At 64.0% G+C, this 18,174-nt stretch carries 18 protein-coding genes; 3 read left to right on the top strand and 15 right to left on the bottom strand.

The annotated features are described in order from the left end of the window. Positions 1-26 precede the first annotated feature (26 nt). The 3 genes from lysA to argH all read right to left on the bottom strand — a co-directional run bounded on the left by lysA (position 27) and on the right by argH (position 3,128). The gene (gene lysA / locus BW970_RS13600) at positions 27-1,292 is read right to left on the bottom strand and encodes a diaminopimelate decarboxylase (RefSeq protein ID WP_076532226.1); all 1,266 of its coding nucleotides are present in this window, start codon (positions 1,290-1,292) and stop codon (positions 27-29) included. Positions 1,293-1,400: 108 nt separating this feature from the next. Beyond that, on the bottom strand, positions 1,401-1,550 hold the full coding sequence (locus tag BW970_RS20935; RefSeq protein WP_188475564.1) for a hypothetical protein: 150 nt from the start codon (positions 1,548-1,550) through the stop codon (positions 1,401-1,403). Positions 1,551-1,718: 168 nt separating this feature from the next. After that, positions 1,719-3,128: an argininosuccinate lyase gene (argH, locus tag BW970_RS13605; RefSeq protein ID WP_076532228.1), complete on the bottom strand. Its 1,410-nt coding sequence runs from the start codon at positions 3,126-3,128 to the stop codon at positions 1,719-1,721. A 31-nt stretch (positions 3,129-3,159) separates the two neighbouring features. Here argH and BW970_RS13610 point away from each other — a divergent pair, with 31 nt between their 5' ends. Further along, the gene (locus tag BW970_RS13610; protein WP_229740511.1) at positions 3,160-3,696 is read left to right on the top strand and encodes a TlpA family protein disulfide reductase; all 537 of its coding nucleotides are present in this window, start codon (positions 3,160-3,162) and stop codon (positions 3,694-3,696) included. 88 nt (positions 3,697-3,784) lie between these two features. Here the strand turns inward: BW970_RS13610 and BW970_RS13615 are convergent, their stop codons facing one another. From BW970_RS13615 to BW970_RS13635, 5 genes are all read right to left on the bottom strand, one after another. Beyond that, positions 3,785-4,342 (bottom strand): F0F1 ATP synthase subunit B family protein, encoded by a 558-nt coding sequence (locus tag BW970_RS13615; protein WP_076532232.1) that lies wholly within the window; start codon positions 4,340-4,342, stop codon positions 3,785-3,787. A gap of 5 nt (positions 4,343-4,347) precedes the next feature. Further along, entirely contained in the window at positions 4,348-4,905 is a 558-nt protein-coding gene (locus tag BW970_RS13620; protein ID WP_076532234.1) for a F0F1 ATP synthase subunit B', read from the bottom strand. 86 nt (positions 4,906-4,991) lie between these two features. Next, complete coding sequence (locus BW970_RS13625) at positions 4,992-5,228, bottom strand: F0F1 ATP synthase subunit C (RefSeq protein ID WP_076532236.1); 237 nt, start codon at positions 5,226-5,228, stop codon at positions 4,992-4,994. Between the two features lie 45 nt (positions 5,229-5,273). Then, entirely contained in the window at positions 5,274-5,984 is a 711-nt protein-coding gene (locus BW970_RS13630) for a F0F1 ATP synthase subunit A (RefSeq protein ID WP_076532370.1), read from the bottom strand. A 35-nt stretch (positions 5,985-6,019) separates the two neighbouring features. Then, complete coding sequence (locus tag BW970_RS13635; RefSeq protein WP_076532238.1) at positions 6,020-6,346, bottom strand: AtpZ/AtpI family protein; 327 nt, start codon at positions 6,344-6,346, stop codon at positions 6,020-6,022. 247 nt (positions 6,347-6,593) lie between these two features. Between BW970_RS13635 and BW970_RS13640 the strand changes: the two genes are divergently transcribed. After that, positions 6,594-6,995: an ArsR/SmtB family transcription factor gene (locus tag BW970_RS13640; protein ID WP_076532240.1), complete on the top strand. Its 402-nt coding sequence runs from the start codon at positions 6,594-6,596 to the stop codon at positions 6,993-6,995. Position 6,996: 1 nt separating this feature from the next. Here BW970_RS13640 and BW970_RS13645 read toward each other — a convergent pair whose 3' ends face one another. Then, on the bottom strand, positions 6,997-7,863 hold the full coding sequence (locus BW970_RS13645) for an alpha/beta fold hydrolase (protein ID WP_076532242.1): 867 nt from the start codon (positions 7,861-7,863) through the stop codon (positions 6,997-6,999). Between the two features lie 69 nt (positions 7,864-7,932). Next, positions 7,933-8,373 (bottom strand): Fur family transcriptional regulator Irr, encoded by a 441-nt coding sequence (irr, locus tag BW970_RS13650; RefSeq protein WP_308469326.1) that lies wholly within the window; start codon positions 8,371-8,373, stop codon positions 7,933-7,935. A gap of 120 nt (positions 8,374-8,493) precedes the next feature. Between irr and BW970_RS13655 the strand changes: the two genes are divergently transcribed. Beyond that, a complete protein-coding gene (locus tag BW970_RS13655) occupies positions 8,494-8,733 on the top strand; it encodes a GlsB/YeaQ/YmgE family stress response membrane protein (protein ID WP_076532244.1) in 240 nt (79 codons plus the stop codon). Between the two features lie 14 nt (positions 8,734-8,747). Here the strand turns inward: BW970_RS13655 and map are convergent, their stop codons facing one another. The 5 genes from map to BW970_RS13680 all read right to left on the bottom strand — a co-directional run bounded on the left by map (position 8,748) and on the right by BW970_RS13680 (position 18,174). Further along, positions 8,748-9,497: a type I methionyl aminopeptidase gene (gene map / locus BW970_RS13660; protein WP_076532246.1), complete on the bottom strand. Its 750-nt coding sequence runs from the start codon at positions 9,495-9,497 to the stop codon at positions 8,748-8,750. 135 nt (positions 9,498-9,632) lie between these two features. Further along, positions 9,633-12,710, bottom strand: coding sequence for an efflux RND transporter permease subunit (locus BW970_RS13665; RefSeq protein ID WP_076532248.1), 3,078 nt, complete (start codon positions 12,708-12,710; stop codon positions 9,633-9,635). 9 nt (positions 12,711-12,719) lie between these two features. Next, entirely contained in the window at positions 12,720-13,820 is a 1,101-nt protein-coding gene (locus tag BW970_RS13670) for an efflux RND transporter periplasmic adaptor subunit (protein WP_076532250.1), read from the bottom strand. A 168-nt stretch (positions 13,821-13,988) separates the two neighbouring features. After that, positions 13,989-17,180: an efflux RND transporter permease subunit gene (locus BW970_RS13675; protein WP_076532253.1), complete on the bottom strand. Its 3,192-nt coding sequence runs from the start codon at positions 17,178-17,180 to the stop codon at positions 13,989-13,991. Beyond that, the gene (locus BW970_RS13680) at positions 17,173-18,174 is read right to left on the bottom strand and encodes an efflux RND transporter periplasmic adaptor subunit (RefSeq protein WP_076532256.1); all 1,002 of its coding nucleotides are present in this window, start codon (positions 18,172-18,174) and stop codon (positions 17,173-17,175) included. The genes BW970_RS13675 and BW970_RS13680 overlap by 8 nt, the downstream gene beginning before the upstream one ends.

Genomic DNA, 18,174 nt, shown 5'->3' on the forward strand with positions numbered 1-18,174 from the left:
CGTGCCCTAGTTCCGGGCCGTGGGGATCACAGCCATTCGGGAATGGTATCGCGTGCGAGGATTTCGTCAAATGTCGGACGCCGCCGGATGACCGCAAAGTGATCGCCCTGCACCAGCACTTCGGGGATCAGCGGGCGCGTGTTGTATTCGCAGGCCATCACCGCACCATAGGCCCCGGCAGAGCGGAAGGCGACCAGATCGCCAGCGCCGACCAGCGGCAGTTCACGCGCCTTGGCAAAGGTGTCGCCGGTTTCGCAAACCGGGCCAACCACATCGAAGGGCTGGGTCGGGCTGCCGGCCGGCGGCTCTGTCACAGGGATGATGTCATGATGGGCGTCATACATCGAGGGGCGGACCAGATCGTTCATGGCCGCATCTAGAATGAGAAAATCCCGCCCCTCGCCATTCTTCACATAGACCACGCCCGAGACCATCAGCCCGGCATTGCCGGAAATCAGCCGTCCCGGTTCAATCTCGATCTCGCAGCCCAGATCGCCCAAGGTGCGCTGGATCATCGCACCGTAATCGGTTGGCAGCGGCGGCGCCTCGTTTGACCGCGTATAGGGAATGCCCAATCCGCCGCCCAGATCGAGACGCTGGATATCATGGCCATCGGCGCGCAGCAGCCCGGTCAACTCGCGCACCTTGGCAAAGGCGGCCTCGAACGGGGCAAGTTCGGTCAACTGGCTGCCAATATGCACGTCGATTCCGACGGCCTTCAACCCCGGAAGGCGGGCGATTTCGGCATAAACCTCGCGGGCGCGGGCAATGGGAATGCCGAACTTGTTTTCGCTTTTGCCGGTCGCAATCTTGGCGTGGGTCTTGGCATCCACGTCAGGGTTCACCCGCACCGTGACCGGCGCAACCACGCCCAGCGATACCGCCACCTCGGACAGCACCCGCATTTCAGGCTCGGACTCCAGGTTGAACTGTCGGATCCCGCCGGTCAGTGCCAGCGCCATCTCTTCGCGCGTTTTGCCGACGCCCGAGAACACGATACGCTCGCCCGGCACACCAGCGGCCTTGGCCCGCAGATATTCGCCCCCCGAGACCACGTCCATCCCGGCCCCCAGATCGCCCAGCAGCTTGAGCACCGCGATGTTGGACAGGGACTTGATTGCAAAGCACACCAGATGCGGCATCGGCGACAGCGCCTCGGTGAACAGGCGGTAATGCCGGGTCAGGGTCGCGGCGGAATACACATAGAACGGCGTTCCGACCGATGCCGCGATCTCGGGGATCGCCACATCCTCGGCATGAAGTATGCCGTTGCGGTAAAGGAAATGGTCCATGCGCCTTGCTCCCGTCCTGACGTCGCAACTGTATGGCAGAGGGCAGGTCGGGCAGCAACCGGGCGCGGGCACGCCGACCCCTGCACGGGGTCAGCGCCTGGAGGGCGTTCAGTCGATCGTGGTGCTGACGCCCAGACGCGCTTCGCCCGAGATCGACACGGCAGGTTTCTGCGCGGCCTGGCTTGGCGGTTCCGGCGGGCCGTCGGCGCCACATGCTGCCAACACAAACAGCGAAATCACGGCGGAAAGACGAACCATCATAGGTCTCCGGTCATGGGGAAATCGAAACACGTGCGCCACCCACCCTGCCCGATACCGACGGATGGACGGCCAGACCTCCAGCCCCCAGCGAGAGACCGGCATTCAGACGCGGGTCTGCCACGCAGCCTGCCAACGGCACCAGCAGGAGAAGGACAGACAGACGTGTCACGCAAGGCGTTCCTTCCAGCGGGCGATCTGGGCGCGCACCTGATCGGGTGCCGTCCCGCCGTAGGATTGCCGCGAGCGGACGGAATTATCCACTCCCAATACCGTGAACACATCCCCGGTGATCCCGGCATGAACCGTCTGCATCTCGGCCAGCGACAGATCGGGCAGATCGCAGCCCTTGTCCTCGGCCATCTTGACCAGCGAGCCGGTCACGTGATGGGCATCGCGGAACGGCAGGCCCAGCGTGCGCACCAGCCAGTCGGCCAGATCGGTGGCGGTGGAAAAGCCGCTGGCAGCGGCCACGGCCAGAACCGCGCGGTTGGCGGTCATCTTGTCCACCATGCCCGTCATCGCCGCCAGTGCCAGCATCAGGCTGTCGGCGGCGTCAAAGACCTGTTCCTTGTCCTCTTGCATGTCCTTGGAATAGGTCAGCGCCAGACCCTTCATCACGGTGAACAGCGCGACATTGGCGCCCAGGATACGGCCGATCTTGGCCCGGATCAGCTCGGCCGCATCGGGGTTCTTCTTTTGCGGCATGATGGACGACCCAGTCGTCCACTGATCCGGCAGCCGGACAAAACGGAACTGGGCCGAGGACCAGATCACCAGCTCTTCGGCGAAGCGCGACAGATGCATCGCACAGATCGAGGCCGCCCCCAGAAACTCCAGCGCGAAATCGCGGTCCGACACCGAATCAAGGCTGTTGGCGGTGGGCCGGTCAAACCCCAGCGCGGCGGCTGTCGCGTGGCGGTCGATCGGGAATCCGGTTCCGGCCAGCGCCGCAGCCCCCAGCGGGCATTCGTTCATCCGCGCGCGGGCGTCCTGAAACCGCCCCATGTCGCGGCCCAGCATTTCGACATAGGCCATCATGTGATGACCCCAGGTCACGGGTTGCGCGGTTTGCAGGTGGGTGAAGCCGGGCATCACCCAATCTGCCCCCGCCTCGGCCTGGGACAGCAGCGCGCGGATCAAGGCACCAATGCCCTCGATGGCCTGATCACACTGGTCGCGCACCCACAGGCGGAAATCGACTGCCACCTGATCATTGCGGCTGCGCGCCGTATGCAGACGCCCAGCCGGTTCGCCAATGATCTCTTTCAGCCGCGCCTCGACATTCATGTGAATGTCTTCCAACTCGGTGCGAAAGGGGAAGTTGCCTGCCTCGATCTCTGACAACACCGTGAGAAGGCCTTCCCGGATCGCCTCGGCGTCTTTAGTGCTGATGATGCCCTGCGCGGCCAGCATCGCGGCATGGGCGCGGCTGCCTGCAATGTCCTGGGCATAGAGCCGCCGGTCGAACCCGATAGAGGCGTTGATCGCCTCCATGATCGCGTCCACACCGGAGGCAAAGCGCCCGCCCCACATGGCATTGGCGGCGGGGGTGGCATCAGAAGGAGTGCGCGTCATGGTCAACCTGTGGGGTCTGCGGAAAAGGGGAATGCTTGCCGTTGTCTATACGGCCTTGGCGATTGGTGCAAACCCGGTGGCAGCCGATCCCGCATTGGAGGCATTGCGGCTGGGCGAAATGCGCAAGCTGGTGGTCCATTCCGCACCTCAGCCGGTCGGCGATGCGACTTTCACCGACCGCGAGGGGCGCAAGCTGACACTGGCTGACTGGGATGGGCAGGTCGTTCTGCTGAACTTCTGGGCCACCTGGTGCGCCCCATGCCGCGCAGAAATGCCTGCGCTGGATGCGCTGCAAGGCGAGATGGGCGATCGGGCAGCGGTGGTCACGATTGCCACGGGGCGCAATCTGCTTCCGGCCATCGACAAGTTTTTCGACGATCGGAACATCACCCGGCTGCCCGTCCTGCTGGATCCGAAATCCACATTGGCACGGCAGATGGGCGTCGCGGGCCTGCCAGTCACAGTGGTTCTGGACCGCGAGGGCCGGGAAGTTGCGCGCATGATCGGGGAGGCGGACTGGAACAGCCCAGAGGCGCAGGCGGTACTGCTGGCGCTGGCTGACCGCTGATTGCACCGCGACAGGCCATCCTGCAATAGCGTCAAATACCTGACGCCCGGCAATCTGCCGGGCGTCAGGAAACGTTCAGGACGAAACGTCAGTTCAGGCGCTTGCCGACTTCGGTGATCGACGAATCGATCAGGGCGCCCGCATTCTCGCCTGCCATCTGCTTGGCCAGCACATCGCCGGCTGCCGCCACCGCCACCGCAATGGCGCGTTCGCGCACCTCGCGGATGGCCGAAGTTTCTGCCGCAGCGATCTGCTCTTCTGCCGCCTGAAGCTTGCGCGCGATAGAGGACGCGAGATCGGCCTTGGCCGCCGCCGCCGCATTCGATGCGTCGGACTGGGCGTTCGCCACGATACGCTCCACCTGCTCCTTGGCTTCCTTGAGCTTGCGGTCGTAGCTGGCCAGAAGAGCCTTGGCTTCGTCGCGAAGCTTGCGGGCGGTCTCGAGATCTTCCTGGATCTTCGCCGCACGTTTGTCCAGCAAGCCGGACAACATGGCCGGAACCTTGAAGTACACCAGGATGCCGACAAAGATCAGGAATGCAATCAACACCGTAAAGTTGGTGTTCTGCAACGAGAAGAACGGGCCAGAGGCTGCGTGGGCAGGCACGGCGGCGCCGGTCAGCAGGGCCGGAAGGATGATACGCATGGCCTTCATCCTTTCAACCGGGCGCTGACCGCAGACGTCACGCTGCGGGCATCGGCCTTGCCACCAAGGGCAAGAACCAGTTCCTTGGCGGTGTCCTTGGCAACTTCGGTCACGCTTTCCAGCGCAGACGCGCGGATTTCACCGATGCGGCGCTCGGACTCTGCCGCGCGTGCGGCAATCTCTGCATCCGCCTTGGCGGTTGCTGCATCGAGATCCGCCTGAATCTCTGCCTTGGCAGCGGCAACAATGCGCGCAGCCTCGGACCGTGCATCGGCCAATGCCTGGATATAGGCGGCCTCTGCGTCTTTTGCCTTCTGCTTCAGTTCCTCGGCAGCGGCCAGATCATTGGTGATCGTGCCCTTGCGTTCAGCCAGCACTGCGCCGATGCGGGGCATGGCGATGCGGGTCAGCAGCAGATAGATCAGAACCAGCGCAACAAGGAGCCAGAAGATCTGGTTGGGAACCCAGTCAACGCAAAGCTGCGGCATCCCGATGGCGCCACCGTTGGCATCCACACAGGTTCCGGCAACCTCTTCGAGGATGGGGATGGGATGATTTGCCATGTGAATCCTCCAACGGAACCATTCTTGATCAGATGCGGCGCCGGGTCATCGGCCCGGCGCCAGATCCATCCGGAAGGTGCCCTGGATCAGACGGCAAACATCAGCAGCAGGGCGATCAGGAACGAGAAGATCCCGAGCGCTTCGGCAAAGGCGATGCCGACGAACAGCGTCGCGGTCTGGCCAGCAGCCGCCGACGGGTTGCGCAGGGCGCCAGCCAGGAAGTTCCCGGCAATGTTGCCCACGCCGATCCCGGCGCCGCCCAGACCAAAAGCCGCGAGGCCAGCACCGATGTATTTGCCCAGCAGAGCGAGTTCGCCTTCCATGTGGTGTCTCCTTGAGTTGGAATGGCTGAGATAGGGAACCGAACCTTAGTGGTGAGCGTCGCCCACCGCGTCCTTGAGATAGACGCAGGTCAGGATGGTGAACACATAGGCCTGAACAAAGGCCACGAGCAGTTCCAGCGCATAGATCCCGACCATCGCGGCAATGGCGACAGGGGAAACCAGCACGGCGGCTGCAAATCCGGCAAACACCTTGAGCACGGCGTGACCGGCCATCAGGTTGCCCGCAAGACGAATGGAATGCGAGACGGGGCGCACGAAATACGAGATCACCTCGATCACGGCAAGAACCGGACGCAAGGCCAGCGGCGCCGACGACACCCAGAACATCGACAGGAAGCCGACGCCCTTGCGTGCCAGACCGATGAGCGTCACACCGAGGAACACGCCCATCGCAAGGACGACAGTCACAGCGACATGGCTGGTGGTGGTGAAACTGCCGGGGATCAGACCCAGCACGTTTGCACAGAGAATGAACAGGAACAGCGTCAGAACATAGGGGAAGTATTTTACCCCCTCATGGCCAGCAACCTCTTCCACCATGTTGTGGATGAAGCCATACAGCACCTCTGCCACCGACTGGCTGCGCGTCGGCACGATGGCGCGGCGACGGGTGCCAAGCACCATCAGCGCACCAACGGCAAGCACCGCCAGCATCAGCCAAAGCGTGACGTTGGTCGGGGTATACCAGTACACCGGACCATCCCCGAACAGGGGCTTCACGATGAACTGGTCCATCGGATGGATCGGAAGACCGCCTTCAGCCGCCACGTCTAGTCCCTCTTCTCGTTGCCGAGGTCTGACCCGGCTTGTTTTCCCAACTCCGCCGCAGTGCGGAGCATCGTCCTGATCCCGGCCGCAAAGCCCAGCAGGACGAACACAACCATCAGGATCGGCTTGGTCCCGAACAGGCTGTCCAGTCCGTAGCCGATCGCCAGTCCGAGCCCCATGCCCGCAACCAGCTCCATCACCATGCGCCAGGCAGCCTCGCCATGGCCGATACCGCCCATTCCGCGCGAGGCCGGTTTTTCCTTGGCCTTCAACGCGGCGAGCCGGTCTTCCAACGCCTTCAGTCGGGCAGGATCCGGGTCTTCCGCCATGCGTCGGGGCCCCTTTTGCAGTCCGGCGCAACCTAAGTGTCACCGCCGCGTGAGTCAATACGGCATCCACACACCGAAAGAATGAACAAGGCATTGATATTTAAAACAAAATCAAGATAGCGAGCTTTTCGGACCGCCGCCCCTGCCGCAGCGCAGCGGCCATGACATTCAACCCGTCGGTTGACCTTTGGGCCGCCGACCGCTACCCCTGTTGCGTCCAGAGGCCGTTGCAGCCCGGCAGAGGTCCATGACAGACGACGCGCTTTCCGCAACCTTCGCGGCCCTTGCCGACCCGACGCGGCGGGCAATTCTTGCGTTGCTGCTGGAGGACGATATGGCCGTGACAGATGTGGCGGCCCCGTTCGACATGTCGCTGGCCGCAATCTCCAAGCATTTGCAAATCCTGGCAGAGGCCCGATTGATCAGCCAGGAAAAGCGCGGGCGCCTGAAATGGTGCAAGCTAGAGCCTGACGGGTTGCGCGCGGCGTCTGTGTGGATGCAGGGATTCGGTCAGTTCGACCCCGTGGACCTGGACGGATTCGAACGCTTTCTGGCGGCAGAGCTGCAAGAAGATCGGGCAGACCTGCCCCACAGCACCAGCGCCAAAGAGGACTGTCCGCCCCCTTTGGCCTTTCCCGAAGACATCTAGATCAAAGCGAAGAGGACGAGAGACTGCCGCGCGCCCGGACGGCAGCGAGCCATTCGCCAAGCGCGGCCACCGCCTCCGGTTCATCAAGGAACGGAATATGCGCGCGGTCCGGCACTTCGGCAAAGATCATGTCGGGGCGGCGGCGACGCATTTCGGCCGTGGCCTCGGCGCCCAGCAGATCCGTATTCGCGCCCCGGATCAACGCCAGCGGCATCCCCGCGCAGGCATCGAACAGCGGCCAGAGATCCGGGGAGCCATTCTTGAACGCATCGAGGAAGGACTCGCGGAGCGCCGGATCATAGTTGATCTTCAACCCGCCCTTGCCATCCGGCATGGCGTGGCGCTGCGCCTCTTCAAGCCAGCGGCTTTCGGGCACATTGTCCATGCCCGGATTGCCGGCCGGCAAGACCGCTGCATACTCCTCGATGGTCCGGGCGGCGGGATTGCGGCCGACATAATCCTTGATGCGGCCCAGACCCTCCCAGTCCAGTTGCGGGCCGACATCGTTCAGGCACAGGCCCGCCACACGCTCCTTGGCGGTGGCCCCCAGGAACATGCCGATCATGCCCCCCCGCGACGTGCCCAGCACAGCCGCGCGGCCAATCCCCAGATGGTCGAGCAGTTCGACCGCATCCTTGCCTTCGCGCGGGACGGTATAGGTGGCGGCGCCCGTCCAGTCGGACTCGCCCCTGCCCCGGTAGTCCATCCGGATCACCCGCCAGCCCGCTGGCAGATGCGGCAGCATGTAATCGAAGTCGCTGGTATTACGGGTCAGCCCCGACAGGCACAGAAGCGGCAGCCCCTCGCCCTGATCGACATAGGCGATGCTCGCGCCGTCCGAGGCCGTGAAGCGGTGTTTGGTGGTCATTGCGGGACTCTTGCTGTCAGGCGATACCCTGCCAAGCTGGCACAGACCAGCGGCTGGGGAAACCCCCGATCAGGAGATCCGGCGCAGCCGGATGACCACATCCACGCGGGAAACCTCGGTCCCGTCAGGCGCCTTGGGCAGACTGACGATGTTCAGCCCTTCGGAAGGCGCATCGGTAAGTTCGGCGGTGTCTTCCCAGAAGAAATGCGGATGATCGTCGATGCGCGTATCAAAATAGCTGCGCGCGCCGTCAACCGTGACTTCCTGCATCAGCCCGACGTCACAGAATGCCCTGAGCGTATTGTAAACCGTCGCAAGCGACACTTTCTCGCCGGTCTCCAGCGTCGCAGCGAACAGGCTTTCCGCCGTCACGTGCCGGTCACACCCATCGCCGACAAGCAAGGCCGCCAATGTCTGGCGCTGGCGCGTCGGGCGCAACCCCGCGCGTGCAAGCCAGGCAACGCCGCGATCCAGCGCATCGGTGGTCATGGGGGCAAGTGCGTCATACATGTCTTTGAAATAGGGCTGCGGGCCTATGTTTTCAATGCCAAATGTCAAGTGCGCACAAACGCTTCACACAACGTTGCGCACGAGGCATAGTGGCGCGGCGACGTCAGGCAGGAGATTGGAATGCCGATACTGATGCTGGTGATCGTCGGGGCCGCCGCCGGGTTTCTGGCCACAAGATTGATGAAACTGGATGCCGATGTGCCCACCACGATCGCCATTGGCGTGTTCGGCGCGCTGATTGGCGGGCTGGTCTTGCGGGCGCTGATCACCATGGCGGGCTGGGCTGCCGGCTTCGTGGGGGCGGTTATGGGGGCGATGCTGCTGATCTGGCTGTGGCGCGTCTGGTCCGCCCGGCGCTAGACGCCTGGCTGGCCCTATCCGGGCAGCGTCACGACAATCGGCCCGCGCTCTGTCGCCACGACCGTATGCTCGTACTGGACGACCGGCGCGCGCGGATCGCTATACAGCGTCCAGCCATCCGCCCCGAGATCTGCCCAAAGCCCGCCGGTCGACAAGAACGGCTCGACCGTCATCACCAGACCCTTGGTGATGCGGCGCTTCTCACGCCGCGAAGGCCAGGTGGCGATTTCCTCGGGATATTCATGCAGCGACCGGCCGACGCCATGGCTGGCTAGATTGCGGATGAGCGTGTAGCCGCGCTCGGAGGCAAAGCGCCCGATGGCCTTGCCAATACCGGCAAGCGGCCTGTCCGCAGCGACCTGGGCAATCCCGATCTGCATCGCCCGTCTGCCATCGCGGCACAGGCGATCCAGCGAGGGGCGGACCTGACCGACACGGAATGTCGCGCCGGTATCGGCGAAATACCCGTTCTTGGAGGCTGAAACGTCGATATTCACCAGATCCCCCGGTGCGATCACGCGATCACCGGGAATGCCGTGGGCAATCTCCTCGTTCACGCTGATGCAGGTGGCACCGGGAAATTCATATGTGGATTCCGGGGCGGACCGGGCCCCTTCGCGGTCCAGGTTCTTGCGCCCGATCTCGTCGAGCTCGCGCGTGGTCATGCCCGGCTCCATGGCCCTGGACATCAGTTGCATGGTGTTCGCGACGATCTGGCCGATCATCCTCAGCCCGTCCAGTTCGTCCTGCCTGGTGATCGTCATCCTGCGGCTCCCTCGGGACTGGTGATGTGACAGGCGTCTCCGGGCCCGGCGATCCGCAAGCGTGGCCGCCACCCGCAGATGCGGGGCAGCGGCCCGAGTTTCCATATCACCTGACGCGCTGAACCGCTGGCCATGTCAGGCGGTACCGAACTTTTTCTCGACATCCTGCTTGTGCAACAGATAGTCGGCATCGCTGCGCGAGATCAGGGTGTAGAACATGGGCACGACAAACAAGGTGAACAATGTTCCGATGATCAGGCCGGTAAAGATGACCAACCCCATCGCCTGACGCGCGGCCGCCCCGGCGCCTTCGGCGATGATCAGCGGGACCACGGCCAGGGCCATGGCGGCGGTGGTCATCAGGATCGGGCGCAGGCGGGTCTTGGCCGCTGCGACGATGGCCTGACGGCGCGACAACGCATGATCCTCGCGCTGCTGATTGGCGAATTCGACCATCAGGATGCCGTGCTTGGTGATCAACCCGATCAGCGTGATCAGCCCGACCTGCGTATAGATGTTCAGCGTGCTCACACCCAGATACAGTGGCAGCATCGCGCCGAAGATCGACAGCGGGACCGACATCATGATGATGAACGGGTCACGGAAGCTCTCGAACTGGGCGGCCAGCACCAGGTAGATCACCACCAAAGCCGCAGCGAATGCCAGGACGATGGTGTTCCCTTCGGATTTCTCCAGCCGCGACTGGCCGGAATAGTCGATGAAAAATCCGTCGGGCAGCACTTCGGCCGCGATCCGGTCCAGTTCTGCCAGGGCAACGCCAGTGGACAGGCCGGGCATCGGCATGGCCGACAGCGTGGCAGAGTTCAACTGGTTGAACTGCTCGATCGCCGCCGCCGCGACTCCGGGGTTGAGTGTCACGACCGACGACAGGGGCACCATATCGCCCGAGCGCGAACGGACAAAGAACTCGGTCAGCTTCTCGGGGTTGTCACGCCATTCGCGCGGCACCTGGGTGATCACGTCGTAGCTGTTGGAATCGCGGTCGAACTGGGCGATTGCCGCGCCGCCGACCAAAAGGCCCAGGGTGCTGCCGATTTCCGAAACCGACACGCCCAACTGGGCCGCACGGTCCCGGTCGATGGTCACTCTGACCTGCGGCGCATCAAAGGCAAGGCTGTTCTGCACCACAATGAACATGCCGCTGGCCATCGCCTTGGCGCGGATCTCATCGGCGATTTCCACCACCCGTTCGGGGGCATGGATCGACTGGATCACCATAGAGATGGGCAGACCGCCCCCCGCGCCCGGCAACGAGGGCGGGGCGAACACATAGCCCTGCAAGCCCGGCGCCCCGTCCAGAATGCCCTGGATCTCCGTCTGGATCTCCTTCTGGCTGCGCTCACGCTCTGACCAGTCCTTCAGCGGCCAGATGTAGAAGCCGGTGTTGGTCGCGCCGCCCATACCCGCCACCGAGAACGAGGTCTGCACCTCGGGGATATCCGCCGTGCGGCGGGCGATCTCGGAGGTGAAGGTATCGGTATAGTCCAGCGTCGCATAGCGCGGGCCATTCAGGATGGCGAACAAGCCGCCGCTGTCCTCCTCGGGCGCCAGTTCGGACGAGGTGTTCAGGAACATGAACCCCGTCGCGCCCAGCAGCGCCGCCACCATCAGCAGCGTCACAGGCCGGTAATCCAGCGACGACGACACCCGCCGCTCATACCAGTTCGCAAGGCCGGTCAGGGTCTTGTCGACAATCCGCTGGAACCGCCCCGGTGCCCCATGATGCAGAAGGCGGGCCGACATGGTTGGCGTGATGACCAAGGCCACGATACCCGAGATGATCACGGACCCCGCCAGCGTCAGCGCAAATTCGGTGAACAACGATCCGGTCAGCCCCCCGGTAAACGCAAGCGGCGCCAGCACGGCGGCCAGCGTGATGGTCATGGCGATGACAGGCCCGGTGATTTCCTTCATGCCGGTAATCGCGGCGCGGGCGGGGCTCTGACCTTCGTCGATATGGCGGTGGATATTCTCCACCACGACGATGGCGTCGTCCACGACCAGACCGATGGCCAGCACCATGGCCAACAGCGTCAGCAGGTTGATGGAATACCCCAGAGCCAGCATGATTGCACACACCCCGATCAGCGACAGGGGAATGGTGACGATGGGCATCAGCACCGACCGGAACGATCCCAGGAACAGCAGGATCACCACCACGACGATGGCCACCGCCTCGGCAATGGTCTTGAACACTTCACTGATCGAGGCCCCGATGGTTTCCGTCGAGTCGTAGACCATGGTGATCGACATGCCTTGCGGCAGCGTCTCGTTCAGGCGCGGCAGTTCACCCAGCACATTCGCGGCGACGTCCAACTGGTTCTCGCCCGGAGCGGGCACGATCCCGATGAAGATGCCGGGCTTGCCGCCAAAGGTCACGATGGCATCACTGCTGCCAGAGGCCAGTTCGATGGTGGCGACATCGCGCAGCCGGACCACGCCATTCGCACCCTGGGCCAGCGGCAGGGCGCCAAAGGCTTCGGGCGTCTGGACCGTCGATTCAAGGGTCAGGCTATAGACGAAATACTCGCTCTCGGTCTTGCCCGGCGCCGACAGGAAGTTCGACGCCCGGATCGCCGCCAGCACCTCTGACGCCGTGACGCCGCGGGCCGACAGTTGCAGCGGATCCAGCCAGATCCGCATGGCATATTCGGCGGCCCCCATGATTTCCATCTGCGCCACACCGTCGATATTGGTGACGCGCGGACTGACCACGCGTTCCAGATATTCGGTAAGCTGCTCTGGCGTCATGTTGGGGTTCTGCACGGCCAGATACATCAGCGCAAAGGTCTGCCCCGTCCCTTTGACGATCACCGGATCCTCGGCATCGGCAGGCAGTTGGCCCCGCACCTGCTGCACCTTGGACATCACCTCGGTCAGCGCAATATCCGGGTTCGCCCCCAGTTTCATCTGCACCGTGACGACAGAGGCCGAAGGGCGGGACTGGCTGGAAACGTAATCGACATTCTCTGTCGTGGACACCGCCGCCGCGATGGGAGAGGTCACGAACCCCTGGATCAGCTCGGGTGCGGCACCGGGATATACCGTGGTGACGGTGATCACCGTCTCTTCCACCTCGGGATATTGACGCACCGGCAGGTTGACTGCCGCCGCCAGGCCCAGGAACAGGATCAGCGCGGCAACAACCGTCGACAGGACGGGGCGGCGGATGAAGATTTCGGAAAAATGCATCGCGCGCCCCTAGTTGCCGGTCTTGTCGTCAAGCGTGACCGAGTCGTCGATGCGCACTTTTGCGCCCGAGGTCAGGCGGTTCTGGCCCGACGTGACGATACGGTCGCCCGAAGCCAGGCCCTTGATCACCTCGATCCGGGTGCCCGACCGGCGGCCAAGGGTGACGAACACCTGTTCCACCTTCAGTTCGTCTGCCGTATCGCCCTGGCGGATCACATAGATGGAATCGCCATACAGCGAGGAACTGACCGCTGTTTGCGGCACGGCGATCACGCCATCCTCTTGCGGCAACTGGATCCGCACGCGCAGGAACTGCCCCGGCACCAACTGGCCGTTGGGGTTTTGCACTTCGGCCCGCACCGAGATCAGGCGCGAATTGGGATCGACGCGCGGCTCTATCCCGGTGATCCGGCCCTCGGCGCTGTATCCCCCCACCTCGGAGGCAACGGTCACCGCCCCACCCATGATCAGATTGGCGATCTGCTGTTCGGGCACCGAAAAATCGACACGCATCCGGCTCAGATCCTGCAAGGTGGCATAGATTGCGCCGGGGGTCACATACTGCCCCACCTCCACGCGCGGAATACCGATCACACCGGCAAAGGGCGCCGAAAGTTTCTTGGCATCCAGGGACGTCTGCACCTGCGCCACCTGGGCACGGGCGCTTGCAACCTGCGCCACGGTACTTTCGACCGTGCTGGCCGCACCGACGCCACGCTCTGACAGGGTGCGGGCGCGGTTCGCCTCGGCCTCTGCGACCGTCAGCGCAGCTTGCGCCGCCGAAAGCGAGGCGCGCTCGCTGTCGTCGTCGATTTGCAGCAGCACCTGATCCTTGGCGATCTCATCATTGGCCTTGAACCGGATCTCGCGCACCAGCCCACCAGATTCTATCGCAAGATCAACTCCTTGCGCCGAAAGGGATGTGCCGACGGCGTCAATGCCAGGCTGCCAGGTCACCGGCTCCACCGTTGTGGCCGTCACCGGAACCGGCGCTGGTGTCATGCCGGACAGGAACTGTGCGATCATCTCGTCCCGGAAGAACTTGAACCACACAATACCCCCGACAATCATCCCCAACAGGATGATGGCGATAAAAAGTCGCTTGAACATGGGGGTCTCCTGCAAGGATGATCGGGCAAGGTGCCGCGCAGATCAGCGTTAACTGGGACCGCACGGGGGCATAGTCAACTCTGGAATGTGCGTTTGTCACTCTGCACGAACGCACACAGCCCCCGATACGCGATGCGCCGGGGGCTGTGTTGACAAGGATTGACCCTCTCAGGTGCGGAACACCCGATAGATCGCCGGGATCACCAATACGGTCAGAAGGGTCGAGCTGAGCAAACCGAACAGCAACGAAATCGCCAGCCCCTGAAAGATCGGATCCGCCAGGATGACCACCGCACCGATCATCGCGGCCACCGCCGTCAGAAAGATCGGCTTGAACCGGATCGTACCGGCGCGGATCAGGCTGTCGATCGTCACCTCGCCCTCGCCCCGGATGAAATCGACCAGCAGGATCGAGTTGCGCACGATGATACCCGCCAGCGCGATGAACCCGATCATCGAGGTGGCCGAGAACGGCGCGGCGAACAGCCAATGCCCGACGATGATCCCCAGAAAGGTCAGCGGCACCGGCGTCAGCACCACCAGCGGCAGGCGGAACGAGCCGAACTGTGCCACGACCAGGATGTAAATCCCCAGCAACGCCACAGCAAAGGCTGCGCCCATGTCGCGGAACGTCACCCATGTGACCTCCCATTCGCCATCCCACAGCAGGGTCAGCCTGCTTTCGTCGTCAGGCTGGCCGTTCAGGCGGATGTCCGGGGCACCCTCCACGCCTTTCAGCGCCTCGGCCACGGCAAGCATTCCGTACAGCGGCGCTTCGTAGTCACCGGCCAGTTCCGCCGTGACCATCTCTGCCGCGCGGCCGTTGTGGCGGAAGATCGGATAGGATGCGGTTTCCGGGACCAATGTCACCACATCGCCCAGCTCCACCACGCCCCGCGCGCCGGGCAAGGAATTGGCCGGGATCGGCGTGGTCAGCAGACGCTCGTCAAGCACGCGCTCTCCCTTGGGCCGCTGGATCATCAGCGGGATCGGATAGCGGCCGTCGCCCCTGTGCGAATACCCCACCGTCTGCCCGGCGTTCAGCAGGGCGATGGTGTCGAACACATCCGCTTCCTGCACGCCATAGAACTCCAGATCATCGCTGGAGATCCGCGCCCGCAGACGCGGCGCGCGTTCGCCATAGCTGTTGTCCACATCGACGATATAGGGAACCGAGCGGAACGCCGCCTCGACCTGCGCTGCCGCCGCGCGGCGGCTTTCAGGATCGGGGCCATAAATCTCGGCCAGCAGCGTGGCGATCACCGGCGGGCCGGGCGGCGGCTCCACCACCTTCAGGCTGGTGCCCGGCGGCACGATCACGGCGGCAATGCGCTGGCGGATGTCCAGCGCAATATCGTGGCTGGTGCGGTCGCGGTTCTGTTTGGGCGCCAGGTTGATCGCCACTTCGCCCAGTTGCGGCTCCTCGCGCAGATAGGTGTGCCGGACCAGACCGTTGAAGTTGAAGGGCGCCGCCGTTGCCGCATGGGTCTGCACCGAAGTCACTTCGGGCAGGGCCAGCACGATGGCCGCAATATCCTGGGCCACGCGGTCGGTGGCCTCGGTCGTGCTGCCTTCGGGCAGGTCGATCATCACCGACAGCTCCGACTTGTTGTCGAAGGGCAGCAGCTTGACCGTGACATCGCGGGTATACAGCGCGGCAAGCGAGCCAAAGGACAGCACGACCGTTACCGCGATGAATGCCCAACTGCGCGCCTTGGTGGCCAGCAACGGCCGGGCGACAGCCTGGTAGGCGCGTTCCATGACGCCGTTGGAATGGCCATGGCCATCGCCGCCGCCATGCCCGGTCATCGGCGCCTTGCCTGCCACCTTCACCATCAGCCAGGGGGTGATGATGACGGCGACGAAGAAGGAAAAGATCATCGCGGCGCTGGCATTGGCCGGAATGGGCGACATGTAGGGGCCCATCAGCCCCGATACGAACAGCATCGGCAGCAGCGCCGCCACCACTGTCAATGTGGCCACGATGGTGGGGTTGCCCACCTCTGCCACGGCATCCACAGCCGCCTCGGCCCGGCCGCGCCCGTCACGCATGGCCCAATGGCGGGCGATATTCTCGATCACCACGATGGCGTCGTCGACCAGAATGCCGATGCTGAAGATCAGCGCAAACAGCGACACCCGGTTCAACGTATAGCCCATGATCCAGGCCGCAAACAGCGTCAGCAGGATGGTCACCGGAATGACGATGGCCACCACGATGCTTTCGCGCCAGCCGATGGCCAGCAGAACCAGCCCGATGATGGAGACCGTGGCCAGCCCAAGGTGGAACAGCAGTTCATTGGCCTTTTCGTTCGCCGTTTCGCCATAGTCGCGGGTGATGGTCAACGCGACGCTGTCGGGAATGATCCGGCCTTCCAGCGCCTCGATCCGGTGCAGGGCCGCTTCGGCCACCACCACCGCATTTGCCCCGGCGCGCTTGGCCACGGCAAGCGTCACGGCGGGGCTGCGGTGGATGGCGCCATCGGCATCGCGGGTCAGATGCGACACGATGCGCTCGCCGGTGTCGCCGACAAAGCCGATGTCGGCCACATCGGCGACATAGACCGGGCGCCCGTCGCGGGCGGTCAGCAGCAGGTTGGCAACCTCCGCCGGTGCGGTCAGCGTTTCCCCGGCCACCAGATCCACCGCCGCGCCCTCGTGGCGCAGCTTGCCGGCGTTGAAGCTGCGGTTGGCCTGCTGCACCTTGCCCGCCAACTGTTGCAGCGTGATTCCATACAGCGCCAGACGGTCAGGGTCGGGGGCAATGCGGATCGCCTCGGTCGTGTCGCCGACCAAATAGGTCAGGCCGACATTTTCCGTCTTGGCCACCTCTGCCTGCACGGCACGCGCGATGCGGGTCAGGTCGTTGGCGGCCAGATCCTGCCCCGGTGCGGCGGAAAAGGTGACAGACAGGATCGCCACATCGTCGATCCCGCGCCCCACGATCAGCGGTTCGGGAATGCCAACCGGAATGCGGTCCATATTTGCGCGCAGCTTGTCATGCACGCGCAGGATGGCGTCTTCGGGCTTGGTGCCCACCTCGAACCGCGCCATGACCAGCACGGCATCGTCACGGGTGTTGGAATAGACATGTTCGACGCCGTTGATGCCCTTGACCAGCACCTCCAACGGTTCCGTCACCAGCTTGACGGCATCTTCGGCCTTCAGCCCCTGCGCTTGCAGATGGATGTCGACCATCGGCACGGAGATCTGCGGCTCTTCCTCGCGCGGGAGCGCACCAAGGGCGACAAGACCCGCAGCCAGCGAGGCAAGGATGAACAGCGGCGTCAGGGACGAGGCGATGAACGCCTTGGTCAGACGCCCCGCCAGCCCCAGCCCGGAATGACGCGGGTCAGTCATGGCGCACCTCTTCACCAGGTTGCGCCGGAACGGGCAGGATCACGTCGCCCGCCACCAGACCGGACAGAATCTCGACCTGCCCGCCTTCCGCATCGGTCTGGCGGACGCCGGGAACGACCGCGCGCAGCACCGTGCCGCGCGCCTCTTGAACCGGCACGAAATCCAGCCCGCCCCGCGTCACGATGGCGGTTGCAGGGATCATCAGCGCCTGACGTTCCGCCACCGGCAGCCGCACCAGCACGCGGGCATCTTCAAAGCGATCGGAAAGGTCGGGCACCTCGACATCGGCAATGACACGGCCATTCTCGATCAGGGGGTACAGGCGGGCCAGCCGCCCCAGAACCGGCCCGCTGGCACCTTCGATATGGATCGTATCGCCTTCGGTCAGGTGCAGAGCGTGGCGTTCCGGCACGGCAAGACGCAGGAACACCCCGCCACCGGAGACCATGGCAACCGTCTCGCCGGGCATCACCACAGCACCGGCAGCAACCGGAACGGTCAGAACGCGACCCGCCGTCGGGGCCAGTACCTGCCCCTCGGCCTGACTTTGCACGATGATGTCCGCCTGCGCCTCAAGCGCGCTGATCTGACCGGCCAGCACATCCACCTGCGTGCGCAGCGCATCCAGCCGCTGCACGGTGGTCACGCCTTGCCGCAGCAGTTCTTCTCCGCGGCGCAACTCGCTTTGGGCGTTGGTCAACTGTGCCCCGGCCGCTTCGATCTGCGCCCGCAGGGCGGAAAGCTGAAAGCCCAGCTTTTCGTCGATGATGCGGGCGAGGGGCTGGCCTGCCGAGACGATGTCGCCTTCGGATACCAGAAGTTCGGTCAGTGTACCGCCAATCCGCGCCCGGGCGGGCAACCTGTCCTTGGCCTCGATCCGGCCATGAACGGCTTTCCATTCGGTAACGGTTGTCGGGTGCAGGGTGATCGGATCAGCGGCGGCGACACCGGCCAGCGCGATGACAGACAGAAGCGGGGCAAGAATGCGGGGCAT

The organism is Gemmobacter megaterium (assembly GCF_900156815.1).
Lineage (GTDB): Bacteria > Pseudomonadota > Alphaproteobacteria > Rhodobacterales > Rhodobacteraceae > Wagnerdoeblera > Wagnerdoeblera megaterium.

Bases quoted from the DNA above. Each gene is read 5' to 3' on its own strand.
- BW970_RS13640 (WP_076532240.1), top strand. From the start codon at position 6,594: ATGACAGACGACGCGCTTTCCGCAACCTTCGCGGCCCTTGCCGACCCG.
- BW970_RS13645 (WP_076532242.1), bottom strand. From the start codon at position 7,863: ATGACCACCAAACACCGCTTCACGGCCTCGGACGGCGCGAGCATCGCC.
- BW970_RS13610 (WP_229740511.1), top strand. From the start codon at position 3,160: ATGCTTGCCGTTGTCTATACGGCCTTGGCGATTGGTGCAAACCCGGTG.
- BW970_RS13620 (WP_076532234.1), bottom strand. From the start codon at position 4,905: ATGGCAAATCATCCCATCCCCATCCTCGAAGAGGTTGCCGGAACCTGT.
- BW970_RS13615 (WP_076532232.1), bottom strand. From the start codon at position 4,342: ATGCGTATCATCCTTCCGGCCCTGCTGACCGGCGCCGCCGTGCCTGCC.
- BW970_RS13670 (WP_076532250.1), bottom strand. From the start codon at position 13,820: ATGTTCAAGCGACTTTTTATCGCCATCATCCTGTTGGGGATGATTGTC.
- BW970_RS13680 (WP_076532256.1), bottom strand. From the start codon at position 18,174: ATGCCCCGCATTCTTGCCCCGCTTCTGTCTGTCATCGCGCTGGCCGGT.
- irr (WP_308469326.1), bottom strand. From the start codon at position 8,373: ATGTATGACGCACTTGCCCCCATGACCACCGATGCGCTGGATCGCGGC.
- BW970_RS13655 (WP_076532244.1), top strand. From the start codon at position 8,494: ATGCCGATACTGATGCTGGTGATCGTCGGGGCCGCCGCCGGGTTTCTG.
- BW970_RS13665 (WP_076532248.1), bottom strand. From the start codon at position 12,710: ATGCATTTTTCCGAAATCTTCATCCGCCGCCCCGTCCTGTCGACGGTT.
- BW970_RS13630 (WP_076532370.1), bottom strand. From the start codon at position 5,984: ATGGACCAGTTCATCGTGAAGCCCCTGTTCGGGGATGGTCCGGTGTAC.
- BW970_RS13625 (WP_076532236.1), bottom strand. From the start codon at position 5,228: ATGGAAGGCGAACTCGCTCTGCTGGGCAAATACATCGGTGCTGGCCTC.
- lysA (WP_076532226.1), bottom strand. From the start codon at position 1,292: ATGGACCATTTCCTTTACCGCAACGGCATACTTCATGCCGAGGATGTG.
- BW970_RS13635 (WP_076532238.1), bottom strand. From the start codon at position 6,346: ATGGCGGAAGACCCGGATCCTGCCCGACTGAAGGCGTTGGAAGACCGG.
- map (WP_076532246.1), bottom strand. From the start codon at position 9,497: ATGACGATCACCAGGCAGGACGAACTGGACGGGCTGAGGATGATCGGC.
- BW970_RS20935 (WP_188475564.1), bottom strand. From the start codon at position 1,550: ATGGTTCGTCTTTCCGCCGTGATTTCGCTGTTTGTGTTGGCAGCATGT.
- BW970_RS13675 (WP_076532253.1), bottom strand. From the start codon at position 17,180: ATGACTGACCCGCGTCATTCCGGGCTGGGGCTGGCGGGGCGTCTGACC.
- argH (WP_076532228.1), bottom strand. From the start codon at position 3,128: ATGACGCGCACTCCTTCTGATGCCACCCCCGCCGCCAATGCCATGTGG.